Annotated in this window: 26 protein-coding genes, 1 tRNA gene and 1 riboswitch; of the genes, 11 read left to right on the top strand and 16 right to left on the bottom strand. The window is 65.7% G+C overall.

The annotated features are described in order from the left end of the window. Window positions 1–7 precede the first annotated feature (7 nt). Window positions 8–787 carry an enoyl-CoA hydratase gene (locus QTI24_RS13760; RefSeq protein ID WP_286601151.1) on the top strand — a complete coding sequence of 260 codons (780 nt, stop codon included), beginning with the start codon at window positions 8–10 and terminating at the stop codon, window positions 785–787. Window positions 788–804: 17 nt separating this feature from the next. Here QTI24_RS13760 and QTI24_RS13755 read toward each other — a convergent pair whose 3' ends face one another. Beyond that, window positions 805–2,673, bottom strand: coding sequence for a sigma-70 family RNA polymerase sigma factor (locus QTI24_RS13755; protein WP_286601150.1), 1,869 nt, complete (start codon window positions 2,671–2,673; stop codon window positions 805–807). Window positions 2,674–2,822: 149 nt separating this feature from the next. Here QTI24_RS13755 and QTI24_RS13750 point away from each other — a divergent pair. Beyond that, window positions 2,823–2,899: transfer RNA gene (locus QTI24_RS13750), tRNA-Met, on the top strand. Window positions 2,900–3,141: 242 nt separating this feature from the next. Here the strand turns inward: QTI24_RS13750 and QTI24_RS13745 are convergent. After that, on the bottom strand, window positions 3,142–4,413 hold the full coding sequence (locus tag QTI24_RS13745) for a glycosyltransferase (RefSeq protein ID WP_286601148.1): 1,272 nt from the start codon (window positions 4,411–4,413) through the stop codon (window positions 3,142–3,144). Next, the gene (locus QTI24_RS13740) at window positions 4,410–5,288 is read right to left on the bottom strand and encodes a UDP-2,3-diacylglucosamine diphosphatase (protein ID WP_286601147.1); all 879 of its coding nucleotides are present in this window, start codon (window positions 5,286–5,288) and stop codon (window positions 4,410–4,412) included. The genes QTI24_RS13745 and QTI24_RS13740 overlap by 4 nt, the downstream gene beginning before the upstream one ends. A gap of 137 nt (window positions 5,289–5,425) precedes the next feature. Here QTI24_RS13740 and QTI24_RS13735 point away from each other — a divergent pair, with 137 nt between their 5' ends. Beyond that, the gene (locus QTI24_RS13735; protein WP_286601146.1) at window positions 5,426–7,153 is read left to right on the top strand and encodes a lysoplasmalogenase family protein; all 1,728 of its coding nucleotides are present in this window, start codon (window positions 5,426–5,428) and stop codon (window positions 7,151–7,153) included. A 10-nt stretch (window positions 7,154–7,163) separates the two neighbouring features. Here QTI24_RS13735 and ruvB read toward each other — a convergent pair whose 3' ends face one another. Continuing rightward, window positions 7,164–8,216, bottom strand: a complete 1,053-nt coding sequence (ruvB, locus tag QTI24_RS13730) for a Holliday junction branch migration DNA helicase RuvB (protein WP_286601145.1) — start codon at window positions 8,214–8,216, stop codon at window positions 7,164–7,166. An 87-nt stretch (window positions 8,217–8,303) separates the two neighbouring features. Between ruvB and QTI24_RS13725 the strand changes: the two genes are divergently transcribed. Next, window positions 8,304–8,738 carry a hypothetical protein gene (locus QTI24_RS13725; RefSeq protein WP_286601143.1) on the top strand — a complete coding sequence of 145 codons (435 nt, stop codon included), beginning with the start codon at window positions 8,304–8,306 and terminating at the stop codon, window positions 8,736–8,738. 5 nt (window positions 8,739–8,743) lie between these two features. Here the strand turns inward: QTI24_RS13725 and ruvA are convergent, their stop codons facing one another. Beyond that, a complete protein-coding gene (gene ruvA, locus QTI24_RS13720; protein ID WP_286601141.1) occupies window positions 8,744–9,316 on the bottom strand; it encodes a Holliday junction branch migration protein RuvA in 573 nt (190 codons plus the stop codon). Window positions 9,317–9,350: 34 nt separating this feature from the next. On the opposite strand from ruvA, the gene QTI24_RS13715 reads away from it, so the two are divergent. Together QTI24_RS13715 and ybeY are read left to right on the top strand one after the other, a co-directional pair. After that, window positions 9,351–10,298, top strand: coding sequence for a PhoH family protein (locus QTI24_RS13715; protein WP_286601139.1), 948 nt, complete (start codon window positions 9,351–9,353; stop codon window positions 10,296–10,298). A gap of 1 nt (window position 10,299) precedes the next feature. Beyond that, window positions 10,300–10,752, top strand: coding sequence for an rRNA maturation RNase YbeY (ybeY, locus tag QTI24_RS13710; RefSeq protein ID WP_286601138.1), 453 nt, complete (start codon window positions 10,300–10,302; stop codon window positions 10,750–10,752). Between the two features lie 12 nt (window positions 10,753–10,764). On the opposite strand, the gene dtd is transcribed toward ybeY, so the two are convergent. After that, a complete protein-coding gene (gene dtd / locus QTI24_RS13705) occupies window positions 10,765–11,208 on the bottom strand; it encodes a D-aminoacyl-tRNA deacylase (protein ID WP_286601137.1) in 444 nt (147 codons plus the stop codon). Beyond that, window positions 11,205–12,125, bottom strand: coding sequence for a cation diffusion facilitator family transporter (locus QTI24_RS13700; RefSeq protein WP_286601404.1), 921 nt, complete (start codon window positions 12,123–12,125; stop codon window positions 11,205–11,207). Before QTI24_RS13700 ends, dtd begins: the two co-directional genes overlap by 4 nt. 258 nt (window positions 12,126–12,383) lie before the next feature. Between QTI24_RS13700 and QTI24_RS13695 the strand changes: the two genes are divergently transcribed. Together QTI24_RS13695 and QTI24_RS13690 are read left to right on the top strand one after the other, a co-directional pair. Further along, window positions 12,384–12,743 (top strand): FecR family protein, encoded by a 360-nt coding sequence (locus QTI24_RS13695; RefSeq protein WP_286601135.1) that lies wholly within the window; start codon window positions 12,384–12,386, stop codon window positions 12,741–12,743. Next, on the top strand, window positions 12,743–13,348 hold the full coding sequence (locus QTI24_RS13690) for an OmpA family protein (protein ID WP_286601402.1): 606 nt from the start codon (window positions 12,743–12,745) through the stop codon (window positions 13,346–13,348). The genes QTI24_RS13695 and QTI24_RS13690 overlap by 1 nt, the downstream gene beginning before the upstream one ends. Window positions 13,349–13,474: 126 nt before the next feature. Here QTI24_RS13690 and tyrS read toward each other — a convergent pair whose 3' ends face one another. Continuing rightward, on the bottom strand, window positions 13,475–14,707 hold the full coding sequence (gene tyrS, locus QTI24_RS13685; protein ID WP_286601133.1) for a tyrosine--tRNA ligase: 1,233 nt from the start codon (window positions 14,705–14,707) through the stop codon (window positions 13,475–13,477). 159 nt (window positions 14,708–14,866) lie between these two features. Here tyrS and QTI24_RS13680 point away from each other — a divergent pair, with 159 nt between their 5' ends. Continuing rightward, window positions 14,867–16,216, top strand: coding sequence for a M23 family metallopeptidase (locus QTI24_RS13680; RefSeq protein WP_286601132.1), 1,350 nt, complete (start codon window positions 14,867–14,869; stop codon window positions 16,214–16,216). Between the two features lie 48 nt (window positions 16,217–16,264). Continuing rightward, window positions 16,265–17,377: an anhydro-N-acetylmuramic acid kinase gene (locus QTI24_RS13675; RefSeq protein ID WP_286601131.1), complete on the top strand. Its 1,113-nt coding sequence runs from the start codon at window positions 16,265–16,267 to the stop codon at window positions 17,375–17,377. Window positions 17,378–17,413: 36 nt separating this feature from the next. Here the strand turns inward: QTI24_RS13675 and mdtD are convergent, their stop codons facing one another. The 4 genes from mdtD to rplM form a co-directional block, all read right to left on the bottom strand. Further along, window positions 17,414–18,832, bottom strand: coding sequence for a multidrug transporter subunit MdtD (gene mdtD / locus QTI24_RS13670; protein ID WP_286601129.1), 1,419 nt, complete (start codon window positions 18,830–18,832; stop codon window positions 17,414–17,416). 75 nt (window positions 18,833–18,907) lie between these two features. Continuing rightward, on the bottom strand, window positions 18,908–19,273 hold the full coding sequence (gene erpA, locus QTI24_RS13665; RefSeq protein ID WP_007827949.1) for an iron-sulfur cluster insertion protein ErpA: 366 nt from the start codon (window positions 19,271–19,273) through the stop codon (window positions 18,908–18,910). A 115-nt stretch (window positions 19,274–19,388) separates the two neighbouring features. Continuing rightward, window positions 19,389–19,781 (bottom strand): 30S ribosomal protein S9, encoded by a 393-nt coding sequence (rpsI, locus tag QTI24_RS13660; protein WP_286601128.1) that lies wholly within the window; start codon window positions 19,779–19,781, stop codon window positions 19,389–19,391. Window positions 19,782–19,793: 12 nt separating this feature from the next. Next, complete coding sequence (gene rplM, locus QTI24_RS13655) at window positions 19,794–20,225, bottom strand: 50S ribosomal protein L13 (RefSeq protein WP_028249522.1); 432 nt, start codon at window positions 20,223–20,225, stop codon at window positions 19,794–19,796. 205 nt (window positions 20,226–20,430) lie between these two features. Here rplM and QTI24_RS13650 point away from each other — a divergent pair, with 205 nt between their 5' ends. Then, complete coding sequence (locus QTI24_RS13650; protein WP_286601126.1) at window positions 20,431–21,384, top strand: 23S rRNA (adenine(2030)-N(6))-methyltransferase RlmJ; 954 nt, start codon at window positions 20,431–20,433, stop codon at window positions 21,382–21,384. An 8-nt stretch (window positions 21,385–21,392) separates the two neighbouring features. On the opposite strand, the gene QTI24_RS13645 is transcribed toward QTI24_RS13650, so the two are convergent. The 4 genes from QTI24_RS13645 to ahcY form a co-directional block, all read right to left on the bottom strand. Then, a complete protein-coding gene (locus QTI24_RS13645) occupies window positions 21,393–21,959 on the bottom strand; it encodes a septal ring lytic transglycosylase RlpA family protein (RefSeq protein WP_286601125.1) in 567 nt (188 codons plus the stop codon). Between the two features lie 98 nt (window positions 21,960–22,057). Then, window positions 22,058–22,891 (bottom strand): methylenetetrahydrofolate reductase [NAD(P)H], encoded by an 834-nt coding sequence (metF, locus tag QTI24_RS13640; RefSeq protein ID WP_286601123.1) that lies wholly within the window; start codon window positions 22,889–22,891, stop codon window positions 22,058–22,060. Next, window positions 22,869–23,666, bottom strand: coding sequence for a TlyA family RNA methyltransferase (locus tag QTI24_RS13635; protein WP_286601122.1), 798 nt, complete (start codon window positions 23,664–23,666; stop codon window positions 22,869–22,871). The genes metF and QTI24_RS13635 overlap by 23 nt, the downstream gene beginning before the upstream one ends. Before the next feature lie 18 nt (window positions 23,667–23,684). Beyond that, the gene (gene ahcY / locus QTI24_RS13630; protein ID WP_286601119.1) at window positions 23,685–25,121 is read right to left on the bottom strand and encodes an adenosylhomocysteinase; all 1,437 of its coding nucleotides are present in this window, start codon (window positions 25,119–25,121) and stop codon (window positions 23,685–23,687) included. A gap of 63 nt (window positions 25,122–25,184) precedes the next feature. Further along, window positions 25,185–25,254, bottom strand: a riboswitch (S-adenosyl-L-homocysteine riboswitch). Between the last annotated feature and the right edge of the window lie 4 nt (window positions 25,255–25,258).

Here is a 25,258-nt window from a genome sequence, read left to right as displayed (position 1 = left end):
GACACGCATGAGCTACGAAAACATCGAAGTCCGCGTCGAGGCCGAGAAGGTCGGCATCGTCACGCTCAACCGGCCCAAGGCGCTGAACGCGCTGAACGATGCGCTGATGACCGACCTGGGCCACGCCCTGAAGGCTTTCGACGCCGACCCGGCCATCGGCTGCATCATCGTCACCGGCAGCGAGCGCGCGTTCGCAGCAGGCGCCGACATCGCGGCGATGGCCAAGTACAGCTTTCTCGACGCCTACAAGGGTGACTTCATCACGCGCAACTGGGAAACCATCCGCCAGATCCGCAAACCGGTGATCGCGGCCGTGAGCGGCTTCGCGCTGGGCGGCGGTTGCGAGCTCGCGATGATGTGCGACTTCATCATCGCGGCGGACAACGCCAAGTTCGGTCAGCCCGAGATCAAGATCGGCGTGATCCCCGGTGCCGGCGGCACGCAGCGTCTGCCTCGCGCGGTGGGCAAGTCCAAGGCGATGGACATGGTCCTGACCGCCCGCATGATGGATGCCACCGAGGCCGAGCGCGCCGGTCTGGTCAGCCGCGTCGTGCCTTACGACAAGCTGGCCGACGAAGCGCTGGGCGCCGCGCTCGTGATCGCGAACTTCTCGCAGATCGCGGTGATGGCGGCCAAGGAATCCGTCAACCGCGCCTTCGAAAGCGGCCTGTCGGACGGCGTGATGTTCGAGCGCCGGCTGTTCCACGCGCTGTTTGCCACGGCGGACCAGAAGGAAGGCATGGACGCCTTCCTGAACAAGCGCGCCGCGGACTTCAAGCACCAGTGAGGCGGCGCCCACGGGCGCTAGGGATTTTGTGGCGGAGCTGCAGCGGCCGGTACGGGGTTCGCCAACGGCGCCTGCACCGCATCCCGCAGCGCATCCCGCAGCGCCGCGAGCGCCGGTGCCGACGGCACCCCGGTAGCGGACGGCGTCTTTCCTTCACGCCAGCGCACCTGGGCCGGCGCGACTTCGAACACCGCCAGCACTTCGCGATCGCGCTCCAGCGTGATCCGGTATTCGGGCGTGCCGGACAGCGGCTGCGCCCTGACGGCAGAGATCGCGGCCGAACCCAGCAACGCATTCAGGTCACGCGCTTCGGCGCGTTGGAGGGTGCGGGTTTCTCCACCGCGACGTGTGATCGTGATGCGGCTCCATTGGGAAAGTGCCGCGAAGGTCGGAGGGTCGGTGGCCTCCGTGCGCACGGAGGGCGGGGGCGCAGCGCGTGCGACGCTGGGTGCGCCGCCTGCAGGCGCGGCGGGTGCCGATGGCCGGGCCGCGGTGTCGGAACGTAGCGCCAGCGACGCATCGTCCCCCATGCTCGAGCGAGCGCTTGGTGACTCTTGCGGCGTCAAACGCGGCGAGACACTCGCCGAAGGCGTGGCCGGCACGACAGGCTGCGCAGATTTCGCCGCGTCCGCGCTTTCGCGTCTCGACGGTGGCGGCGGCGCGATGGCCTGAGGCGGCTTCTGCGCCTTCGCCGATGGCGGGGGGGATGGTGCGACGGAGGTGACCGGAGGCTTCGGCTCCGGCGCAGGTGGGGCCTGTGGCTCCGACGACGCAAAAGGCATGGTTGATGCCGACGAGGCCGGTGACGAATCCCGAGGCAGGCCGGACTCGGGCAGGCTCGGCCGCTGCGACGTGCTCGCGCCTCCTGCTTGTGGCGTCGTCGCGGGAACTTGCGGCGAATCGGGCTGCGGCGCGACCACCGGCTCGCCCTGCCAGAGCAGCGCCACCAGCGTCGCAATCACCAACGTCACCAACGCTGCTGCCCACGGCATGCGCGAGCGCTTGCCGCCCGCCGGGCCGATGCGCCACCATGGCCGCGCCGCCAGTTCCAGCTCCGCTTCCGCCTCATCCGGATCAGCCGCGCCAACGGCATCGCTCGCCCTTTTCAGGATCGCCTTGCGAATTCGCCAGTCAGGCGCCGTGTTCTGGTCCGGAGCGTATTCCAGTGCCTGCCACAAGCGCGCATCGCGCAGGTCGTCCTCGCTGTCCTCCGATGGACCGATGCCTTGTTCCAGAATCGACAAGTACCGCTCCATGCAGCTTCGCAGCTTCTTCAAGCCTGGGCGCAATCGCTTGCGAACGGTTTCGGCGCCGACGTCGAGCGTGCCGGTCAGCGTCTCGACGGTGAAGCCGTCCTCGTGGTGGAGCAGGAACGCTGCGCGCTGTTCGTTCGGCAATTCGTCGAGGCAGGCCAGCAGCCGGCGGCCAGCGGCGCGCCAGAAGGCGAGTTCCTCCTCCGATGGGTGCGCGGGGTCGTTGGCCGCGCCGCCGTCGTCACTGAGCAATCCACGGCTGAAGAGTTGCGCGGCCTCGAGGCCATCGCCGTCTTCATCGTGCGCGTAGAACGCGACCTCGCGCCCACTCAACCGCAGCCTGTCCATGGCGAGGTTGTGCGCGATGGTGAAGGCCCAGATCCGCCAAGGAGAGCTCTGCGGCGTAAAGCTGTCGCGACCGGTGCTCACCCGCATCCAGATTTCCTGGAACACCTCGTCGACTTCGCCCGAGAAGCGGACTCCGAGCAGGCGCCGCACGAAGCGATAGAGCGCGCATTCATTGCGAGCATAGAGCGCGTCGAAGGCGGAAGCCTCCCCGCCGGCGTAGGCGAGCATCAACTCGTCGTCCGGCGAGGTGCCGTCGAAACTGGGGATTGCGGTGGGCGCGGGCATCGAGCGATTTTGACCTCACGCTCCCCGGCTTGCACCGCCGTCCGGACCGCGTGACGTGCATTCCGTCGGGACGACGGAGCACCCTGCAGTTCAAGAAACTTCGACGGGCAGCTGAAAGTGGCCTGGAGCCTTGCTATAATCTCGGGCTCGGCTCTTTAGCTCAGTCGGTTAGAGCGATGGAATCATAATCCACAGGTCCGCGGTTCGAGTCCGTGAAGAGCCACCAAACAAGAAAAGCCTGCTATCACTTCGATAGCAGGCTTTTTTGCTTTGGGACCTTCAGTGCCGGCTAGTCCTTGGGACGCCGCCAGGCACTAAGGAACTCTGCCGGCTTGTCTTGCGGCTGCCACGTGACCACGACCGGGGATGACGAGGCCGAGGGCGCCGCCGATGCGGCGCCGGTGCCGGTAATGATCGAAGCCTCCCTGCTGCTTCCATCGCAGCCGAGAAGGCATGCCGCCATTGCCGTCAGGCCCGCCGCCACGTACCAGGGTGATTTCTCCACAGCTTCTCCTCGGTTGTCCCGCTTTCCCACGACCCTGCGGGGCGTCCGGACGCGCGAGTGTAACCGAGTTGTAACTCTAAAGTTCTACCTTCGAGGATGCTCTGAAGAATGCGAGGCAGTTCCACGATCGCCTCGTTGCGAATTCCGCGCGTCGCGGCCCGATAGCGCTCCAGGTGCAAGGTCAGTTCGTCGACCGCCTTCGCGACCTTCGCAAAGCTTGCGCAGACCAGCCCCACACCTTGTTCGCGCACCCATAGGGCGTTGTAGCGCTCTTGCGGCAGGGTCCAGCGATTGCGAACGACGATCACTGGCAAGTGCATCTGCACCGCCTCGCTGAGGCTGCCGGGTCCGGGCTTGCCGATGAAGAAATCGGCCAGTTGCATGTAGCGGGCGATGTCGGGCGTGAACTCCAGCACCAGCCTCGGCGCTCGCGACGGCAGCGCGCGCAGGACGTGAGCCAGCTTGGCGTTGTGGCCGCAAGCGAGGATGAGTTGCGTGTCGGGCAGTCGCTTCGCGATGCCGAGCATGGCCTTGGAGCCCTGCCCGCCGAACAGCACGATGCCGGTCGGGCGATCGGGGTCGAGGCCCGTCGAAATTCGCGATGCGGCACGATCGATCGGCTTCGCGTCATGGAATGCGGAGCGGATGAGCATGCCGGAACTCGCATGGATGCGATCGTCCGAATAGCCGGCCTCGCGCGCCTGCTGCACTGCCCTGGGGCTCCCGCAGACGAAGTGCTGGTCCAGGCCTTTCTCGATCCAGAAGTTCGGCGGGTGATCCGCCAGGTCGGTCAGCACGGTCACGAAGGGAACGCCGGGCAATGTCGAAGCCAGCGCTTCGCACAACGCGCGGTTGAAATTGGGGATCAGCGACACGACCATGTCGGGCTCGGTCGCGAGCCAATGTTGCTGCAATTGCCGCAGCAACGTCGAATGCCCCCAGCGGAGCATTCCCTGCAGGAGCTTGAGTTCCTGCGCCAGGCCGAGCGTCCAGCCACGCGCCAGGCGCTTGTTGTAGACGTCTTCCGGATCCATGCCCGTCAACTTGCGGAAGCTGTCCTTCGGGTCCAGCACTTCGCGCAGGTTGACCAGCCGCACCGCCCACGGAAGACCCGCACGATGGATGGCCGCCTCGAGCGCCAGTGCGGAGGCGCGATGGCCGCCGCCGGCGTTGAAGTAGACGAGATCGACGGTCCGGTCCGAGGGGCGCTGGGAAAGCAGCGCAGCGCGCGTCATGCGTGCGCCGGCTCGCGCCGCGGAGCCGCGCGCCCGGCGCGAGCCTCGACGGGCATGTGCTCTGCCCAGTGCAGGATCTCCAGCGAGCCGTCGGCATGCTCCGCCAGTGCGGTGAGGCTCTCGACCCAGTCGCCGTCGTTGGCGTAGAGGATGCCGTCGATGTCGCGCAACTCCGCGTGGTGAATGTGGCCGCACACAACGCCGTGCACGCCCCGCCTGCGGGCTTCGCGCGCCACCGCGTTCTCGAAGTCGCCCACGTAGTTGACCGCGCGCTTGACCTTCAGCTTCAGGTACTTCGACAGCGACCAGTACGGCAGCCCGATCCGCGCACGCAGGGAGTTGAGATGCCGGTTCAGCTTGAGCGTGAATTCATAGAGCGAGTCGCCGAGATGCGCCAGCCATTTCGCGCACTGGATGACGCCGTCGAACAGGTCGCCATGCATCACCCAGAGCTTGCGACCGTCTGCGGTTTCGTGGATCCATTCCTCCGCGACGTCGATGCCGCCGAAGTTGTGGTGCAGGTATTTGCGCGCGAACTCGTCGTGATTGCCCGGAATGAAGATCACGCGGGTGCCCTTGCGCGCCTTGCGCAGCAGCTTCTGGATCACGTCGTTGTGTGCCTGCGGCCAGTACCAGTGACGTCGCAGTTGCCAGCCGTCGATGATGTCGCCGACGAGGAACAGCGTCTCGCAGTCGTTGTGCTTCAGGAAATCGAGCAGCGCCCGTGCCTGGCAGCCGGGCGTGCCCAGGTGCAGGTCGGAGATCCAGAGCGTGCGGTATTTCTGCGGGGGATACAGGGCATCCCCGTCTTCCGGCTCGGGAAGCTGGGGGGCGGAATCGCGCCATGCGCGAAGAAAGGCGTCGTCGCGTTGCATGGACGGACACGATCGCTTCCACCCGTGACGCGGCTATGGCACAGGTGTGACCTGTCGATGACAACGGCGGGTCTCTTCGGGCAAACCATGACAAGCCGGCGACGAAGTCGCGCCGCGTGCACCGGAAAATCCGACGCATGCGACCCGGCCAAATCATCGTTCTCGCGACCCCTGTCTTCTTTCTGCTGATCGGGGTCGAATTCTTCGTGGGTCGCCTGCGCGCCCGTCGCGGGACCGGCCAGGACACCTACCGCTTGCCCGACACACTCAACAGCATTGGCCTGGGCATGCTGAGCCAGATCAGCGCGGCGATCACCGGGCTCTTGCGCATCGGCATCTACACGGCGATCTGGTCGGCCTTTGCCCTCTTCCGCAACGATGACTTCTGGATGCAGTGGTACGGCTGGGTGCTGGCACTCGTTTTCTACGACTTCTGCTACTACTGGCTGCATCGCTTCGGTCACGAAAGCGCGGTGCTGTGGGCCGCGCATGTGGTGCATCACCAGAGCCAGCACTACAACCTGTCCACCGCGCTGCGCCAGACCTCCAGCGGCGTGCTGCTCGGCTGGATCTTCTATCTGCCGATGGCGCTGGCGGGTGTGCCGCCCCTGGTTTTCGGCGCGGTCGCGCTGATCGATTTGCTCTACCAGTTCTGGGTGCACACCGAGCAGGTCGGCAAGCTGGGCTGGTTCGATCGCTGGTTCTGCTCGCCATCGAATCACCGTGTGCACCACGCCGTGAACGACCGCTATATCGACCGCAACTACGGCGGCGTGCTGATCGTGTGGGACCGCCTCTTCGGCAGCTTCAAGGAAGAAGACGAGCCCTGCGTCTACGGCACGCGCAGTCCGTTGCAGAGCTGGGATCCGGTCTGGGCCAATGCCGAGGTCTATTGGTCGCTCGCACGCGACACGTGGCGCACCCGGCGCTGGAGCGACAAGCTGCGCATCTGGGTCAAGCCGCCGGGCTGGCGGCCGGCTGACGTGGCGGCGGCGGATCCGAAGCCGCCATTCGACATCAGCCAGGTGCGTCGCTACGAACCGCGGGCTTCGCACGGCGCGCAGGTCTTTGCGGCAATGCAGTTCGTCGCGCTGCTGGGCGGCGCCACCGCCTTCCTCTGGTATTCCGACACGCTACCCTTTACCTCCTCGCTGGTGTGGCTCGTCGCGCTGACGGCCGGCCTGTGGGCGACCGGAGCGGTGCTGCAGGGCCGCCTGTCGGTGATCGAAGTCCTCTTCATCGATGCAGCGGCGTTGGCCACCGCCAGCGGCGCCCTGGGCATCGCCGGCCTCCATTTCGTCTTCAAGCCGCTCGCGCTAGTGATCCTCATCGCCTTTGCGCTGGTGCGCGCCCGCTCAACGAACATGCCGGGCCGCTTCGCCCTCCTGCTGACGGCCGGTCTCGTGGCATCGCTGGCCGGTGACGTTCTTCTGATGTGGCCGCAATTCTTCGTGCCGGGTCTCGTCTGCTTTCTGCTGGCGCACGTGGCGTATATCGCACTCTTTTCCTCAGGAGTCGGCCTGTTTCCACTGCGGCGCGCGCTCGCCGCCACGCTGGCCATCGGCGTGCCGATGTACGCCTTCCTGTTGTGGGGCGGCTTGCCCTCCGGCCTGCGGGTGCCCGTGGGCATCTATGTCGTGGTGATTGCCTGCATGGCAGCCCAGGCGCTCGGGCGTGCGGCGGTTTTCAGCGATGCATCGGCTCGGCGGGTCGCCGCAGGGGCGTGCCTCTTCATGCTGAGCGACGCCTTGCTGGCGACCAATCGCTTCGTCTCGCCGTTGCCGGTGGCTGCGTTGTGGGTGCTGGCCAGCTACTACGCCGCGCAGTGGCTCATCGCCGCGAACGTGCGTTCACGATCGATCTGAGCAGGCCGCATCAGCCGAACATGTCCCCGTCACGCTGCGGCGCCGCAACGCCCAGATGCCGATACGCAGCGAGCGTCGCGATTCGGCCGCGCGGCGTGCGCTGCAGGTAGCCCTGCTGGATGAGGTAGGGCTCGATCACGTCTTCGATCGTGCCGGATTCCTCGCCGATGCTGGCGGCGATGTTGTCCAGCCCGACCGGCCCGCCGTCGAAACGATGGATGACTGCTTCGAGCAATTTGCGGTCCATCAGGTCGAAGCCTTGGGGATCGACGTCGAGCATCGCCAGCGCCTTGTGCGCCACGTCGACCGTGATGCGGCCATTGCCCTTGACCTGCGCGTAGTCACGCACGCGGCGCAGCAGCCGATTGGCAATGCGGGGGGTGCCGCGCGAACGGCGCGCGATCTCCAGGCCGCCTTCGTCGTCCATCGGCACGGCCAGGAGACCGGCGCTGCGTCGCACGATGCGCGCCAGTTCCTCGGCCGTGTAGAACTCCAGCCGCGCGACGATGCCGAAGCGGTCGCGCAATGGATTCGTCAGCATGCCAGCGCGCGTGGTCGCGCCGACCAGCGTGAAGGGCTGCAGGTCGAGCTTGATGCTGCGCGCTGCCGGACCCTCGCCGATCATGATGTCGATCTGGTAGTCCTCCAGCGCTGGATAGAGGATTTCCTCGACCACGGGAGAGAGGCGGTGGATCTCGTCGATGAAGAGCACGTCGTTGCGCTCGAGGTTGGTGAGCAGCGCCGCGAGGTCCTTGGGCTTCTCCAGCACCGGGCCGGAAGTCTGGCGCAGGTTCACACCGAGTTCGGCCGCGATGATGTGCGAGAGCGTGGTCTTGCCCAGGCCCGGCGGGCCGAACAGCAGCACATGGTCGAGCGCCTCTGCGCGATGGCGCGCCGCGCCGATGAAGATCTCGAGTTGCTCGCGCACCTTGGCCTGGCCGACGTACTCGTCGAGCAGCTTGGGCCGCAACGCGCGCTCGATGGCTTCTTCGTTGGGCGAGGCGGGCGCGGCGGACACCACGCGTTGCGGGGCCGGGGCGAAATCGTCGGTCTGGATGGTCATGGGGCAATGGGCTGAGGGCGCAGTTTAGAGCCTGTTGGCGCCGGCCCTGCGGCAGAATGCGCCACCGGGAAGGGGCCAAATCACCTCATGAATGACAACGATCGCGCGCTGTGCGCCACCACTGCCGGCCTGCTGCGTGCCAGCGGCGCGCTGGCGCTTTGGGGGCTCGCGCTCGCCTTCATCGCCGCGCTGGTGCTGGCTCTCACGGGGCGATCGCTGCCTTCGTCGGCCTGGTTCATCTACGCGATGGTCGGGCTGATCGGACTGCCCGAACGCTATCTGACACTTCGCCTTGCGCTCGTCGCTTCGTTGTTCGAAGGGCTCGTGCAAGGTGCGATCGCCTCGCCGTCCGCCCTGGACAACAGCCTGGAAAAACTCGGCCTGCGCCGCAGTTCCGACGGACCGCGCCCACTGGCCGATCGCGTGCTGGAGGCTCGCAAGCTGATGCAGCGGCACGGCATCGTCGTGGTCGTGCAGACCGTCCTGTTCGCGATGGCGCTCGCGATGCAGGACTGGCGCTGAGCCGCCTACTTGGCCAGCGCCCGCAGCGCCAGCTTGATCCCCTCGCCCACCGCGATGTCCTTCGGCAATGCCTTGAGCGCTGCGGCGGCTTCCTTGTCGCTGTAGCCGAGCGCGACCAGCGCCTGAAGGATGTCGGCCTGCGCGTCGCTCGCCGCGTGTGCAGGCAGCGCGATTTCCGCACCGAGCTTGCCCTTGAGTTCAAGCAGCAGCCGCTCGGCCGTCTTCTTGCCGATGCCGGGAATCTTCACGAGGCGCCCGGCCTCCTGCAGCGTGATGGCCTGCGCGAGTTCGTCCACGCTCATGCCGCTGAGCACGCCCAGCGCCGTGCGCGGCCCGACGCCGGAAATCTTGATCAGTTGGCGAAAGGCCGCGCGTTCGGCGGCAGTGCCGAAGCCATAGAGAATCTGCGCGTCCTCGCGCACCACGAAGTGCGTGAGCAGCGAAACCCGCTCCCCAGCGCCCGGCAGGTTGTAGAAAGTGCTCATGGGCACATCGACCTCGTAGCCGACGCCGTTGCAGTCCACCACCACCTGCGGCGGATTGCGTTCGGCCAGGATGCCGGTGAGTTTGCCTATCATGGGTGCCCTTCTCGCTTTTGAAAATGAAATCCGCGTGATTCTGCGACACACCTTCGCCCCGCCCAACAACACGCGCCTGGGACACCTCTGCGGCCCGCTCGACGCGAACCTGCGGCGGATCGAGGAAGCACTCAACGTCAAGATCGCGCACCGTCACGAGCAGTTCAAGATCGACGGGCCCAAGGTCAACGCGCAGCGCGCGATGGAAGTCCTGCAGGCGCTCTATGAGATCGCCCAACGGCCGATCGATGCTGCGGTCGTCCAACTGACCCTTGCGGGCGACGGATCGATGACGGAGGCCGAAGATGGCGCCGTCATGCTGGCAACGCGGCGCGCCGACCTGCGCGCACGCACGCCCAATCAGAGCGTGTACCTGCACAACATCGCGAACCACGACATCACGCTCGGCATCGGCCCCGCCGGCACGGGCAAGACCTATCTCGCCGTGGCGTGTGCGGTCGACGCCCTCGAACGCAGCGCCGTGCAGCGCATCGTGCTGACCCGGCCCGCGGTGGAAGCCGGGGAACGCCTCGGCTTCCTGCCCGGCGACTTGACGCAGAAGGTCGACCCCTATCTGCGGCCCCTGTACGACGCGCTCTACGACCTGATGGGCTTCGACCGCGTGCAGAAGGCCTTCGAGCGCAATGCGCTGGAGATCGCGCCGTTGGCCTTCATGCGCGGCCGCACGCTCAACAATGCCTTCGTGATCCTGGACGAGGCTCAGAACACCACGCCGGAGCAAATGAAGATGTTCCTCACGCGCATCGGCTTCGGCGCCAAGGCGGTGGTCACCGGCGACGTGAGCCAGATCGACCTGCCGAAGGCGCAATTGAGCGGGCTCATCGACGCGGAGCGGGTGCTCAAGCGCGTGAACGGCATCGCGATCACGCACTTCACGAGCGCCGACGTCGTTCGGCATCCGCTGGTAGCCCGCATCGTCGACGCCTACGACAATGCGCGCAAGCGCGGCGCGGCACGCTGACATGGCGCTGGCTGCACTGTCTCTGTCCCTGCAGTTCGCGCGCTTCAAGGGGGTGGAGCGCCATCGGGCGGCACTCCCCCGTCATAGCGTCGTGCGCTGGATCCGTCATGCGCTGGATGCGGACGGCGAACTCACAGTGCGCGTCGTCGATGCAGAAGAAGGTCAGCAACTCAACCGCGAATTCCGCGGCAAGGACTACGCGACCAACGTGCTGACCTTCGACTACGCGCAGGCGCCGGTCGTGATGGCGGACCTGGTGCTTTGCGCGCCCGTGGTCGCGAAGGAAGCGAAGGAGCAGCGCAAGACGCTAGCCGCGCACTATGCCCACCTGCTGGTCCACGGCACCCTCCACGCGCAGGGCTGGGACCACGAGACCGGCGAGGAAGACGCTGAAGCCATGGAGGCGCGCGAGATCGAGATCCTCGCGGGGCTCGGCATCCGGAACCCCTACTGAAGTCGCCGGACCTCAGGCCGCCATCTGCAACGGAATGGTCACCGGGCCATCGTTCACGAGATGCACCTGCATGTCGGCCGCGAATTCGCCGGTCGCCACCACGGGATGCGCGGCACGCGCCTGCGCCACGAAGTATTCGTAGAGCCGCCGGCCTTCATCGGGCGGCGCAGCCTGTGTGAAGCTAGGGCGGTTGCCGCCGCTCACGTCAGCCGCGAGCGTGAACTGGCTCACCACCAGGAGGCCGCCGCCGTTGTCCTGGACGCTGCGGTTCATCTTGCCGCCCTCGTCCGAGAAGATCCGCAACTTCAGGATCTTCGCGAGCATGCGATCGGCCAGCGCGTCGGTGTCGCCGCGCTCGGCACACAGCAGCACCAGCAGCCCCGCATCGATCGCGCCGACAGTGCGACCCGCGATATCGACCCTTGCATTGGTCACGCGCTGAAGCAATGCCTTCATGCCATGTATTCCTTCTGCGTCGCGCGTGCTTCCATGCTCAGCGGCAGCAACTGGATGGTCACGCGCAGGCCGGGCACCGCATCCATCAGCGCCTGCTCGAGCGCATCGCGCAAGCCAGCTGCACGCTCGAGCGACCATGTGCCTGGCGCATGCATGTGCAGATCGGCAAAGCGACGCTGGCCGGCACGGCGCGTGACGATGTCGTCGAAACGCAGCTCCGCGCCTTCGGGCACGCTCGCCGCGAAGCGCTTCAGCGTCGTATCCAGCACTGCAAGGGATTCGGGATCGAGCGCTTCGTCCATCAGGCCCTGCGACGAACGCCAGACCAGCTTCACGCCTTCGCGCACGATGTTCAGCGCCACGCCGATGGCAAGCAGCGGGTCGAGCCAGAGCCAGCCGGTCAACCCGGCCGCCACGATGCCGATCACGACTGCGGCGGACGTCCAGACGTCGGTCAGCAGATGACGCGCATCCGCCTCCAGCGCGATGGAACGATGGACGCGAGCGGCGCGAAACAGCACGAAGGCGAGCGCACCGTTGAAGCCCGAACTGAGGATGGACAGGGCCAGGCCCCACCCGAGCTGCTCGAGCGGCTGTGGCGACAACAGCCGCGCGACGGCCACCCACAAGATGGCAATGGCCGCGCCGATGATGAGGATCCCCTCGAAACCCGAAGAGAAGTATTCGGCCTTGTGATGGCCGTAAGGATGGTCTTCATCGGCCGGCCTCGCGGCGACCGTGACCATCGCCAATGCGAAGGTCGCGCTCGCGAGGTTCACGAACGATTCCATGGCGTCCGAGATCAGACCCATGGAATTGGTGATATACCCGGCCGCGCCCTTGAGCACAATGGTGATGATCGCGACTGCGATCGAGACGCGGAGCAACTGCCTGGGGCTCAGTGCGGCGAGATTCAAATCAAGGTCGAAGAGAGAAATGACTTCAAGGAAGGCTGAACAATCGTGGCGAATTATCGTGGCTCGATCAGCGAAACCCCTCTCGCGTACTATTGCCTGACATTCCAGGACTTTCCAGAAGCATTCGTGAAAAAGCGCATTGCCATCACCCTGAGCGGCTTCCTCCTTGCCGCCAACACGTGTGCGTGGGCCCAGACCGCACCGGGCGGCGCGCCGTCGCCCGCGGCCAGCGAAATTCGGGCTGGCACCCTGAAGTCCGTGCGCGGCGACGTTCAACTGCTGAGCGCCGACGGTGCCTCGCGCGGCGCGACGCCCGGCGATGCGGTCGAGCCCATCGACCGCATCGTGACCGGCGCCGACTCCGGCGCGAGCATGGTGCTTCGCGACGGCACTTCGCTGGTCGTGGGTCCATCTTCGAGGCTGGACCTCAAGCAATTCCATTTCGATTCGACCACGCAGGATGGCGGCATGCTGGTATCGCTGCTACGCGGATCAATGCGCATGATCACCGGCCTCATCGGCAAGACCCATCCCGACGCCGTGCGGGTCGAGACGCAGACCGCAGTGATCGGCATTCGAGGCACTGATTTCATCGTGCAGGTGGACGGTCAGCCGTGATGCTTCGTCGTTTCTCGCTTCTGTCCGCCCTGTTCTCGCTCGCGCTGCTCTCGGCATGCTCCACCCCCGGGACGCGTGTCGTGCTGCTGCCCCAGGCCGACGGCAAGCCGTCGGCTGTGATCGTGAGCACCGAAGACGGCGTAGAGACGCTTTCGGAACCGTTCGAGCGCGCGACTGCCGCAGTGGGGAAACGGGGCGCGCCCGTCGTCGACAAGGCCGACCCCGAACGCGTGAAGGCCGACAACAAGGCACTGTTTGATCTGATGCCACCCCCGGCGCAACGATTCACGCTGTATTTCGAGGCGGGAGGCACCGTCCTCACACCGGCGTCGCTGGCCGTGATGAGCGAGGCCCTGGCCGCGGCGCTGGCGCGCAGCGGTGGCGAGATCGTGGTCACCGGGCATACGGACACCGTCGGCGCCGTCAATCGCAACGACGAACTCTCGCGCAGCCGGGCGTTGCTTGTTCGGCAACTCTTCGTGGCGCGCGGCTTTCCGGCGGCACGCGTCGAAGCAGTCGGTCGCGGCGAACGCGACTTGGCCATCCCGACGGCCGATGAGGTCAATGAGCCGAGGAATCGACGGGTGACCATCGAAGTCAGGTGACTGTTGCTCGCCCCCAGGCTGCGCGCACTTCGTGTCGCTTCGCCTACCCCCTGACCGGGGGCAGCACCGGCGGAGCCGGATCCGCGGTGTACCGCGAACGGGCCGGGCTTCGCCGGCCGCGTTCGGTCAGGTCAGCGTGATTCGAGCGAATTTGCGCTTGCCGACCTGAACGACGTAGTTGCCCGCGGGGAGCTTGAGGGCCTTGTCGCTGATCACCGTGGAATCGACGCGGACGCCGCCCCCGTCGATGAGGCGGTTGCCTTCGGAGGTCGAAGGGGCTAGGCCGGCTTGTTTAAGCAGTTGGGCGATGCCGAGAGGGGCACCTGACAAGGCGACTTCCGGGATTTCGTCGGGCACGCCTCCCTTGCTGCGGTTGATGAAGTCCTGCTCGGCGGCTTCGGCTGCAGCGGGACTGTGGAAGCGGGCGGTGATTTCCTTGGCCAAGGCAACTTTGGCGTCCTTCGGGTTGCGGCCAGCGTCGATCTCGGCCTTGAGGGCTGCGATCTCGGCGAGGGACTTGAAGCTCAGGAGGGTGTACCACCGCCACATCAGCGTGTCGGAGATGGACAGCACCTTGGCGAACATGGTGTTCGCGTCCTCGCTGATGCCGATGTAGTTGTTCTTGCTCTTCGACATCTTCTCGACGCCGTCGAGACCTTCCAGGAGCGGCATAGTGAGTATGCACTGCGGCTCCTGACCGTATTCCTGCTGAAGATGGCGACCGACGAGCAGGTTGAACTTCTGGTCGGTGCCGCCGAGTTCGAGGTCGGACTTGAGCGCGACCGAATCGTAGCCCTGCATCAGCGGATACAGGAACTCGTGGACCGAGATCGACTGGCCCGCCTTGAAGCGCTTGCTGAAGTCATCGCGCTCCATCATCCGCGCCACGGTGTACTTGGCCGCCAGCTGGATCATCCCGCGGGCCCCCAGCGGGTCGCTCCATTCGGAGTTGTAACGAATCTCGGTTTTCGAAGGGTCGAGGACCAGGCTGGCTTGGCGGTAGTACGTTTGGGCGTTTGCCTCTATTTGCTCGCGCGTCAACGGTGGCCGGGTGCTGTTGCGGCCCGACGGGTCACCGATCGTGGTGGTGAAGTCGCCGATCAGGAAGATCACGGTGTGCCCGAGATCCTGCAACTGGCGCATCTTGTTGAGCACCACCGTGTGCCCGACATGGATGTCCGGCGCGGTCGGATCCAGACCCAGCTTGATGCGCAGGGGGGTTCCCGTCGCTTCGGATCGTTGGAGCTTGCGCACCCATTCATCCTGTGGGAGCAACTCGTCGGTTCCACGGAGTGAAATTTCGAGGGCTCGTCCTACACCTTCGGACAGACTTGTGGATGTAACAAAACCGGGGTTCATTGGGCTTTTTGGCTGAATTTTGTATGGCCGAAGCTATACTCAGCCGGACTTTTCAAGCGCCGGATTCTAAGCGGCGCTGTGTGCCCGCACCGTCCTGCCGACCGTTCGACACGGCCTTCGCAGCACGGATCTGCAGAACCTGAGTTGGAATTTCTAAGTTTGATCAACGGCATTCTGGCCGCCGAGGAGCTGATTGCTTCGCGCGTGGCCCACACATTTCGGACATACCCGAAGCAGATCACGGCCGCGATCGCTTCCGTGCTGCTGTCCGCAGGTGGCGGTGCCTTTGCAGTCGCCTCGCTCGGCCCCGATGCGGCCGACCTCCCCGTCAGGCAAGTGTTCGAAGCGGTCAAGCCGCTCTCGTTCGCCGAACAGGTCGAAGCGCTCGACACCCACAGCTTCACGCTGTTCCGCAACGAAACCACCCGTTCGAGCGACACCGCCGAGGCGCTGTTGCGGCGTCTGGGCATCGCCGATCCGGCAGCCGCTGGTTTCGTCCGGGCAAATCCCGAAGCGCGCGCCGCCCTGCTCAGCCGCCCCGGCCGCACAGTCACCGCGGAAGCCACGCAGGAAAACACCCTGCAAAAGCTCAGCGCGCGCTGGATTCCCGACGGCGACGGCGGCTTCAAGCGCCTCGTGGTCGAGAAAAAGGGCGACAGCTTCACCGCCCGCACCGAATCCGACGCGCTAACGCCCGGCAGCCGCCTCGCCAGCGGTGTCGTCCGCACCTCGCTTTTCGCGGCAACGGATGACGCAGGCATTCCCGATTCCGTGGCCAGCCAGCTGGCGGACGTCTTCTCCGGCGACGTGGACTTCCGCTCGCTGCGCAAGGGCGACCGCTTTGCCGTCGTCTACGAAACCTTCGACGCGGACGGCCAGTCGCTGCGCAGCGGCCGCGTGCTCTCGGCCGAGTTCGAGAGCAACGGCAAGCTGCACCAGGCGCTGTGGTTCCAGGAGCCCGGCCAGAAAGGTGGTTACTACCGCCCCAACGGTGACAGCCTTCGCCGCGCGTACCTGAGTTCGCCCGTCGAATTCACGCGGGTATCGAGCGGTTTTGCCATGCGCCTGCATCCGATCCTCAACAGCTGGCGCCAGCACCACGGCATCGACTTCGCAGCCCCCACCGGCACGCCCGTCCGCGCCGTTGGCGATGGCACCGTCGAGTTTGCCGGCACGCAAAGCGGCTACGGCAACATCGTGATCGTCAAGCATCGCAACAACCAGGAAACGGCCTACGCGCACCTGAGCCGCATCGACGTCAAGACCGGCCAGAGCATCAGCCAAAGCCAGACCCTGGGCGCCGTCGGTTCTTCCGGCTGGGCCACCGGCCCCCACCTTCACTTCGAATTCCGGGTGAACGGCGAATACCACGATCCCTCGACCATCGCTCAGCAGGAAGGTGGTGTCCCGATCACCGCAGCGGCACGCCCTGCGTTCGAACGCCTTGCCCTCGCGACCCGCACCGAGCTTTCGGCCGCGTTCTCGGTGGTACAAGCCAGCGCGGATTGAGCAACGGGCCCTGGCGGCCCGGGTGACCACCACACGACTCCCCGAACCATGGCTGAACTCTTCATCGGCCTCATGTCGGGCACCTCGCTGGACGGCGTCGACGGAGTGCTCGCCGATTTCTCGGACGGACGCATCGCGGTTCAGGGCTTTGCGGCAGCGCCGTTTTCAGTGAGCCTGCGCGCCGAGTTGATGGCGCTCAATTCGCCCGGCGGCGACAACGAATTGCACCGCGCCGCCTTGGCTGGCAACGGCCTGGCCCGGGTCTATGCGCGCGTGGCGAAGCAGTTGCTGGCCGATGCCGGCATCTCGGGCGATACCGTGACCGCGATCGGCGCGCACGGACAGACGGTGCGCCACCGCCCTGGTGAATTCGACGACGTCGGATACACGCTGCAGATCAACAACCCTTCCCTGCTCGCCGAGCTGACCGGCATTCCCGTGGTGGCGGACTTCCGCAGTCGCGATCTCGCAGCGGGTGGCCAGGGTGCGCCCCTGGTACCCGGCTTCCACCGGGCGCTGTTCGCACGGGACGACCGGGCTGTGGCAGTGCTGAACATCGGCGGCATTTCCAATCTCAGCTTGCTGCCGGCCGGCAGCGGCACGGTGCTGGGCTTCGATTGCGGTCCCGGTAACGCGCTGATCGACCACTGGTGCCAGACGCACATCGGCCAGCCCTTCGACGCGGCCGGCCAATGGGCGGCCAGCGGTCAGGTTCTGCCGGAACTGCTGTCGCGGCTTCTCGGCGATGCGTATTTCGCGAAGGCGCCGCCCAAGAGCACCGGTCGCGACTTGTTCAACCCAAACTGGCTGGCTTCGCACATGGGCACGACGGACGCCAAGCCCGCCGATGTGCAGGCCACCCTGACTGAACTGACTGCCCAGGTCTGTGCGACCCATCTGACCCGCTACGGGCCCGACAGCCAGTTGCTGATCGTGTGTGGCGGCGGCGCACTCAACCTCCATCTCCTGTCGCGCCTGCGCGCATTGCTACCGTCCCTCGAAGTGCTCTCCTCCGCCGAACGCGGCTTGCCGCCGCAGGAGGTCGAGGCCGCTGCATTTGCATGGCTGGCGCGCAGCACCATGCTCGGCCAGGCAGGCAACCTCGCCAGCGTGACCGGCGCGCGCGGTGCGCGCGTTCTCGGCGCCATCTATCCCGCCTGATTGCTCCCGCTCGTTCGGCGCCAACGCCGATCCGCGTCACCCCTGACCCGACACTTCCGGCTGCGCCGGCTGGACCGCGCGCGCCTCCGGCGGCAGGTGCCAGAAGATCAGCGCCGAGGCCAGCGTGATCAACCCCATGCTCGCGAAGGTCGCCTCGAACGCGTGCAGCGTTTCCAGCGGCGTCTCGCTGCCGAAGATCCCCGTGTAGCCCGCGAGAACCGCGCTCGCAGCAGCCACTCCCAGGCTCATGGCGAGCATCTGCACCATCGACAGAAGGCTGTTTCCGGCACTCGCCATGCTGCCGTCCAGATCCTTCAGCGTGATCGTGTTCATGGCCGTGAACTGCAGCGAATTGACTGCGCCGAAAACCAGCAACTGGACGATGTGCAGCGCCACCGGCTGGGAGGGCGTGGTCAAGCCGAAGCTTGCCATCGTCAGTCCCACCAGCGCGGTGTTGACGACCAGCACCCGCCGGTAGCCGTACCGCGTGATCAGCGGCGTGGCGAAGCGCTTCATCGCCATGCCGGCCAGCGCGATCGGCAGCATCATGAGCCCCGCCTTCAGCGGCGAGTAGCTCATCGAGACCTGGAGCAACAACGGGATCAGGAAAGGCATGCAGCCGCTGCCAAGGCGCGAGAACAGATTGCCCAGCAGGCCGATGCTCAGCGTCGGGATGCCGAAAAGAGCGGGCTCGAACAGCGGATAGGGGCGACGCACCGCATGCAGCCAATAGGCCGTGATGCTGGCGAAGCCGAACACCAGCAGTACGAGGACGCCGACCTGGCGCAATCCAAGTCCGGAGACACCGTCGATGGCGAGAGAAATCGACACCATGCCCAAGGCCAGCAACGCATATCCGACCGCGTCGAAACGATGCAGTAGATCCGCGCGCAGGTCCGGCATGACGCGCAAGGTGACGAAGCACCCGATCAGGCCCACCGGCACGTTGATCAGGAAGATCCAGTGCCACGACGCGTACTGCACCAGCCACCCGCCCAGCGTCGGACCCAGCAGCGGCCCGATCAGCCCGGGGATCGCGACGAAGCTCATGGCCGCCAGGAACTCGGCCCGCGGCACCGTGCGAAGCAATGCGAGGCGCCCGACGGGCAGCAGGAGCGCGCCGCCCATCCCCTGGACGACACGCGCCGCGACCAGCTGCCCAATGCCCCGTGACAAGGCACACAGTACCGATCCGAGCACGAACAGCACGATGGCAGCGAAGAAGATCCGCTTCGTGCCGAAGCGATCCGCGATCCAGCCAGACGCGGGAATCAGCATCGCCATGGTGAGCGAATAGGCCACCACCACCGACTGCATGCGCAACGGGCTCTCGCCCAGGCTGGCAGCCATGGCGGGCAGCGCCGTGTTGATGATCGTCGCATCGAGCGTCTGCATGAAGAAGCCGATGGCCACCAGCCACAGGAGGCTCTTGCGCGGTGAACTCGATGAAGTCATGAACTCGGAAGGTGACGGGCAGCAAAAAGCCGCCCGGAGGCGGCTTCTTGAAAGGACGCGGACGAACTCAGCACATCAGGCCGAGAAGCTCGATCCGCAGCCACAGGTGCTGGTGGCGTTGGGGTTCTTGATGACGAACTGGGCGCCTTGCAGATCTTCCTTGTAGTCGATCTCGGCGCCGACCAGGTACTGGTAGCTCATGGCGTCGATCAGCAAGGACACGCCATTCTTGGTCATGGTGGTGTCATCTTCGTTCGTGATTTCGTCGAACGTGAAGCCGTACTGGAAGCCAGAGCAACCGCCACCCTGCACGAATACGCGCAGCTTGAGATCGGGATTGCCTTCTTCGGCGATCAGGTCGGCAACCTTGGCTGCCGCGCTGTCCGTGAAGACGATGGGCTCAGGCATCTGGGTCTGGATGTTTTCTGCAACGGCGCTCATGAAGGGGACTCCTGTGGGGCCGAACGTGCGGCCGATCGATCAATGCTACTTCAAACAACAAAAAACCGCCCGAAGGCGGTTCTTTGACAGTGCAAGCGATAAGCCCAAAGGGCGATCAGCGCTTGGAGAACTGCTTGCGGCGGCGTGCGGAGTGCAGACCGACCTTCTTACGCTCGACTTCACGCGCATCGCGCGTCACGAAGCCGGCCTGGCTCAACACCGGCTTGAGCGTCGCGTCGTAGTCGATCAGGGCACGGGTGATGCCGTGGCGCGTCGCGCCTGCCTGGCCCGATTCGCCGCCACCCGCCACATTGACCATGATGTCGAAGGTTTCGACGTTGTTGGTCAAGAAAAGCGGTTGCTTGGCAATCATGATCGAGGTTTCGCGGCCAAAGAACTCCTGGATGTCCTTGCCGTTGACCGTGATCTTGCCGGTGCCTTTTTTCAGAAACACGCGGGCGACGCTCGATTTGCGACGGCCGGTGCCATTGTTCCATTCACCAATCATTCTCAAGGCTCCTTACAGTTCCAGCACTTTGGGCTGTTGGGCGGTATGCGGGTGCTCTGCGCCACCGTACACCTTGAGTTTCTTGATCATCGCGTAGCCGAGCGGACCCTTGGGCAGCATGCCCTTGACGGCCTTTTCCAGGGCGCGGCCCGGATGCTTGGCTTGCATGTCGCGGAAGTTGGTGGCCGTGATGCCGCCCGGGTAGCCCGAGTGACGGTAGTACACCTTGTCAAGCGGCTTGGCGCCGGTGACACGCAGCTGGGCTGCGTTGATGATGACGATGAAGTCACCGGTATCGACGTGAGGCGTGTAAATGGCCTTGTGTTTGCCGCGCAAACGGAGAGCAACTTCGCTGGCTACTCGTCCGAGGACCTTGTCGGTCGCGTCAATCACAAACCACTCGTGCGTCACGTCAGCGGGCTTGGCGCTGAACGTTTTGGTCATGAGTTTTCTCTTGAAAGAGGGTTTGGCGGGCCCTTTTCCACGGTCGGCTTTCCTCTGTGCCATTTCTGGCGGGAATCTCTTAGGTGGGTTTCATTCCTTCGCCGCGGGGCCACAAAAGCGCTGCGAAGCCCTCGATTATACGAAGAATCGTCCTCAAGAGGCAATTCGGCTCCGTTTCCGGGGGCCGGCGGTTACCATCGGGGTCATGTTCAGCTACCGCCACGCCTTCCACGCCGGCAACCACGCCGACGTGCTCAAGCACACGGTGTTGATTGCCACGCTCGACCACCTGCTCGAAAAAGACGCCGCCCTGACGGTGGTCGACACCCACGCAGGTGCCGGTCTCTACCGGCTCGACGGCGACTACGCCGGCACCAGCGGCGAGGCGGCAGATGGGGTGCTGCGCCTGCTTTCCGATCCCAAGCCCGCCGCGGGCGAAGCGGCCAGCCCCGCCAAGGGATCGGCAAAAAAGACGGCCGAAAAGCCACCCGCGCCTCTTTCCGACGCCCTCTCGCGCTACCTCGAGGTGATCCGCGACTTCAATCCGAAGGGCGGCGCGCGAATCTATCCGGGTTCGCCCTTCATCACTCACCACCTGCTGCGCGATCACGACAAGCTCAAGCTGTTCGAGCTGCACCCGACCGATGCGCGCACGCTCGACGCGAACATCGCGCAACTCGAAGCCGGGCGCCAGATCAGCGTACTGCGCGACGACGGCTTCGGCAGCGCCACCAAGTTCCTGCCGCCGCCGTCACGCCGTGCCCTGGTGCTGTGCGACCCGAGCTACGAGATCAAGAGCGACTACGGCCGCGTGCTGGATTTCGTCGCCGAGGCGCTCAAGCGTTTTGCGACCGGCACCTATGCCGTGTGGTACCCGATCATTCCGCGCCCCGAGGCGCACGACCTGCCGCGCCGCCTCAAGACAATGGCCACGAAAGCCGGCAAGCCGTGGCTGCATGCCACCCTGACAGTCAAGTCCAGCAAGATCACCACCGATGCGACAGGTGCCACGCACCGTCCCGGCCTGCCCGCCAGCGGCATGTTCCTGATCAATCCGCCCTACACGCTCAAGCCGCTGCTGGCGGCCGCCCTGCCGCAAATGGCCGACCTTCTCGGCCAAGACCGCAACGCTGCCTTTTCCCTGGACAGCGGCGGATAAGGGCAACGTCACTTCCGCGTGCGGGGTGCGACCTTGCGCACGGATTTGGCTTGGGGTGCGGGCTCTGCCGGCGCCGCCGGCACGTCGGCCACGCCGACCACCGTACCGCCGCAGCGGTCCGTCTCCTTGTCCACGATATGCAGTGCCACCTGCTTGATCCCGAGCCCCAGGAGGCCGATCGACTCGGCGGCGGCGCGGCTCAGGTCGATGATGCGACCCGACGTGTAGGGGCCGCGGTCGTTGATGCGAACCAGTACTTCCCGCCCGTTCACGAGGCTGCGAACGCATACGCGCGTATTGAACGGCAGCGTCTTGTGGGCGGCAGTGAATTCCGTCATGTCGAAACGCTCGCCGCTTGCGGTCTTGCGTTGATGAAACTGGATGCCGTACCAGGAAGCACCGCCACGCTCGAAGATCTCACGCGGGCCCTCGTCGCCCGGCACGCCGTCGTCTGGCGCCTCGCCTGCGCCGGAGACCGCGAGGTCATAGCGCACGGAGGGCACTTGGGAGCGCGGCGGCGCGCCGGGCGGGACGGCCAGTTGCTTGACCAGGGGGCGCAGCCTGATCTGAGCCATTCCGTCGTCATCGCCCGTCGAGGGCGCCGTGGTACACGCTGTCAGCCATACCGCCGCGACGAGCGCAGGCAAGCTGCCGGCGACACGCCTACCCAAACTCATGCACCCCAGCCGAGCCGCTGCAGCACGCCGAGCGTAGCCACCGACTGGTTCATCGTGTAGAAGTGAAGCGCCGGTGCACCACCGGCACTCAGGCGTTCGCAAAGGTCGGTGACCACATCGAGACCGAACGCCCTGATCGACGCAGTGTCATCGCCAAAGTTCTGCAGCCGCAGGCGAATCCAGCGCGGGATTTCGGCGCCGCAGGCGTCCGAGAAGCGCATCAGCTGGGTCGAGCTGGTGATCGGCATGATGCCCGGCACGATTGGCGTGCCGAGGCCCATGGCGCGCGCCTCGTCGACGAAGCGGAAGTAGGCCTCCGGGCTGAAGAAATACTGCGTGATGGCCGAATCGGCACCGGCATGCACCTTGGCCGCGAAGGCCTGCAGGTCGGCCTCGGGAGATCGGGCTTGCGGATGCACTTCGGGATAGCAGGCCACCTCGATATGGAAATCGCGTCCGGTCTCTTCTCGGATGAAGGCGACGAGATCGCTCGCGTAGAGGAATTCGCCACCAATGCCATAGCCGCTGGGCAAGTCGCCCCGCAACGCGACGAGACGGTCGACGCCCATCGCCTTCAGTTCGGCGAGTTGCTCGCGCACGGTCGCCCTTGTCGCGCCGATGCACGAGAAGTGGCTGGCGGCGGCGACACCTTCCTCCAGGATCTCGCGGACGGTGCCGAAGGTACCGTCGTGCGTCGAGCCGCCCGCGCCGTAGGTCACCGAACAGAACTCGGGGGCCTGCGCATAGAGCTGCTGCCGCACGGCACGCAGCTTGGTTGCGCCTTCTGGCGTCTTGGGCGGAAAGAATTCAAAGCTGAGCGGAAGGCGCACGGCCGGCTCCTGGTTCGCCGTTGGCATGAACGGCATGAATGAAGAACTCGCGGTTGCCATCGCCACCCGCGATCGGGCTGTCGAGCCAGCTCTGCACATGCAGGCCGAGCGCCTCGCAGGCGTCGCGCAGCCGTTGCTCGACGACCTCATACAGCGCGGGGTCACGGACGATGCCACCCTTGCCGACCTGCCCGGGCTGCAACTCGAACTGCGGCTTGACCAGCATCAGCAGGTCGCCGCCCGGCGCCAGCAAAGGCACCAGCGCCGGCAGCACCAACGTTAGCGAGATGAACGAGAGGTCGCCCACGATCAACCCGAAATCCGAATCGTCCGGCGACGGGTCTGCCCAGGCATCGGCACTCAGCGTGCGGGCATTGACGCCTTCGACGGCGGTCACGCGCGCATCGTCGCGCACGCGCGAATGCAACTGCCCGTGGCCCACGTCAACGCCGACCACGTGCCCGGCCCCTTGCTGCAGCAGGCAGTCGGTAAAGCCGCCCGTCGACTGGCCCACGTCGAGGCATCGCCGCCCCCGCGGGTCGACCCCGGTCGCGGCCAGTGCACCTTCGAGCTTGAGCCCGCCGCGCGAGACATAGCGCGCCTCGGCGGCATCGAGCAGTTCGAGCTCGGCCGCCTCCGGCACCTCGTCGCGATTCTTGCTGACCACACGCCAGTTCGCTCCGTCGCGCCATCGCAAGCCGCCGGCAATCAGCCGGACGGCTTGCGAGCGCGACGCAGCGAGGCCGCGTTCGACAAGCAATTGATCGGCGCGCAAAACGCTACGCCCGCGCCATCAGTAGCGGTACGTGTCCGGCTTGTACGGGCCGTTCTTGTCGACGCCGATGTAGGCGGCCTGGGCATCCGTCAGCTCGGTCAGCATGGCGCCGACCTTCTTCAGGTGCAGGCGAGCGACTTTCTCGTCGAGGTGCTTGGGCAACACGTAGACCTTGCCGACCTGGTAGGCGTCGGGTTTGGTGAAGAGCTCGATCTGGGCGATGGTCTGGTTCGCGAACGACGACGACATCACGAAGCTCGGGTGGCCCGTGCCGCAGCCCAGGTTCACGAGGCGGCCCTTGGCCAGCAGGATGATCTTCTTGCCGTCCGGGAAGGTGATGTGGTCGACCTGCGGCTTGATCTCTTCCCACTCGTACTTCTCGATCGAAGCGACGGCGATTTCATTGTCGAAGTGGCCGATGTTGCAGACGATCGCCTGGTCCTTCATCGCGGCCATGTGCTCGTGGCGGATGACGTCACGGTTGCCGGTGGTGGTCACGAAGATGTCGGCCTTATCGGCGGCGTATTCCATCGTGACGACCTTGTAGCCTTCCATCGCGGCCTGCAGGGCGTTGATGGGGTCGATCTCGGTGACCCACACCTGGGCGCTCAGCGCGCGCAGCGCCTGGGCCGAACCCTTGCCCACGTCGCCGTAGCCGGCCACGCAGGCGACCTTGCCGGCGATCATCACGTCGGTGGCGCGCTTGATGCCGTCGACCAGCGATTCGCGGCAGCCGTAGAGGTTGTCGAACTTGCTCTTGGTGACCGAATCGTTCACGTTGATGGCGCGGAACAGCAGCGTACCCTTGGCGCTCATCTCGTTCAGGCGGTGAACTCCGGTGGTGGTCTCTTCGGTCACGCCGATGATCTCGGCCGACTTGCGGGTGTACCAGGTCGCGTCGACGGCCAGCTTGGCCTTGATCGCGGCGTAGAGGATGCGCTCTTCATCGCTGGTCGGGTTGGCGAGCACGCTCTGGTCCTTCTCGGCACGCTGGCCCAGGTGCATCAGGAGCGTGGCGTCGCCGCCGTCGTCCAGGATCATGTTCGGGCCTTCGCCGGCCGAGCCCTTCGCGCCGAAATCGAAGATGCGATGGGTGTAGTCCCAGTAGTCTTCCAGCGACTCGCCCTTGATCGCGAACACCGGCGTGCCGGCGGCAGCGATGGCGGCTGCGGCATGGTCCTGCGTCGAGAAGATGTTGCACGAGGCCCAGCGCACGGTGGCGCCCAGCGCTTGCAGGGTTTCGATCAGCACGGCGGTCTGGATCGTCATGTGCAGCGAGCCGGTGATGCGCGCGCCCTTGAGCGGCTGGCTCTTGGCGAATTCCTCGCGGATCGCCATCAGGCCGGGCATTTCGGTTTCGGCGATGCGGATTTCCTTGCGGCCCCAGGCGGCGAGGGTCAGGTCGGCGATGGCCTGGTCGGCGGTGGAAACGGGGGATTTGAGAACAGCGCTCATGTTGGCTCCAAAGCAAGTTTGAAAGATGCCACTGCGTTCGGGGAAAGGACTCACCGCGAGAACAGCGGGTGAGCGTGGTTGCGATGGTGGTCCGAGCCTCACGCCTGTCGGCGCTGCAACGCTCCTCGGAACGGGGC

It is taken from the genome of Variovorax sp. J22P240 (genome assembly GCF_030316855.1).
In the GTDB taxonomy this organism is placed as follows: domain Bacteria; phylum Pseudomonadota; class Gammaproteobacteria; order Burkholderiales; family Burkholderiaceae_C; genus Variovorax.
This window is presented reverse-complemented; position numbering and strand designations above follow the sequence as displayed.

Excerpts from the sequence above, each read along its gene's own strand:
- QTI24_RS13760 (WP_286601151.1), top strand. The coding sequence starts at position 8 with ATGAGCTACGAAAACATCGAAGTCCGCGTCGAGGCCGAGAAGGTCGGC.
- QTI24_RS13755 (WP_286601150.1), bottom strand. The coding sequence starts at position 2,673 with ATGCCCGCGCCCACCGCAATCCCCAGTTTCGACGGCACCTCGCCGGAC.
- QTI24_RS13745 (WP_286601148.1), bottom strand. The coding sequence starts at position 4,413 with ATGACGCGCGCTGCGCTGCTTTCCCAGCGCCCCTCGGACCGGACCGTC.
- QTI24_RS13740 (WP_286601147.1), bottom strand. The coding sequence starts at position 5,288 with ATGCAACGCGACGACGCCTTTCTTCGCGCATGGCGCGATTCCGCCCCC.
- QTI24_RS13735 (WP_286601146.1), top strand. The coding sequence starts at position 5,426 with ATGCGACCCGGCCAAATCATCGTTCTCGCGACCCCTGTCTTCTTTCTG.
- ruvB (WP_286601145.1), bottom strand. The coding sequence starts at position 8,216 with ATGACCATCCAGACCGACGATTTCGCCCCGGCCCCGCAACGCGTGGTG.
- QTI24_RS13725 (WP_286601143.1), top strand. The coding sequence starts at position 8,304 with ATGAATGACAACGATCGCGCGCTGTGCGCCACCACTGCCGGCCTGCTG.
- ruvA (WP_286601141.1), bottom strand. The coding sequence starts at position 9,316 with ATGATAGGCAAACTCACCGGCATCCTGGCCGAACGCAATCCGCCGCAG.
- ybeY (WP_286601138.1), top strand. The coding sequence starts at position 10,300 with ATGGCGCTGGCTGCACTGTCTCTGTCCCTGCAGTTCGCGCGCTTCAAG.
- dtd (WP_286601137.1), bottom strand. The coding sequence starts at position 11,208 with ATGAAGGCATTGCTTCAGCGCGTGACCAATGCAAGGGTCGATATCGCG.
- QTI24_RS13690 (WP_286601402.1), top strand. The coding sequence starts at position 12,743 with ATGCTTCGTCGTTTCTCGCTTCTGTCCGCCCTGTTCTCGCTCGCGCTG.
- tyrS (WP_286601133.1), bottom strand. The coding sequence starts at position 14,707 with ATGAACCCCGGTTTTGTTACATCCACAAGTCTGTCCGAAGGTGTAGGA.
- QTI24_RS13675 (WP_286601131.1), top strand. The coding sequence starts at position 16,265 with ATGGCTGAACTCTTCATCGGCCTCATGTCGGGCACCTCGCTGGACGGC.
- mdtD (WP_286601129.1), bottom strand. The coding sequence starts at position 18,832 with ATGACTTCATCGAGTTCACCGCGCAAGAGCCTCCTGTGGCTGGTGGCC.
- erpA (WP_007827949.1), bottom strand. The coding sequence starts at position 19,273 with ATGAGCGCCGTTGCAGAAAACATCCAGACCCAGATGCCTGAGCCCATC.
- rpsI (WP_286601128.1), bottom strand. The coding sequence starts at position 19,781 with ATGATTGGTGAATGGAACAATGGCACCGGCCGTCGCAAATCGAGCGTC.
- rplM (WP_028249522.1), bottom strand. The coding sequence starts at position 20,225 with ATGACCAAAACGTTCAGCGCCAAGCCCGCTGACGTGACGCACGAGTGG.
- QTI24_RS13650 (WP_286601126.1), top strand. The coding sequence starts at position 20,431 with ATGTTCAGCTACCGCCACGCCTTCCACGCCGGCAACCACGCCGACGTG.
- QTI24_RS13645 (WP_286601125.1), bottom strand. The coding sequence starts at position 21,959 with ATGGCTCAGATCAGGCTGCGCCCCCTGGTCAAGCAACTGGCCGTCCCG.
- ahcY (WP_286601119.1), bottom strand. The coding sequence starts at position 25,121 with ATGAGCGCTGTTCTCAAATCCCCCGTTTCCACCGCCGACCAGGCCATC.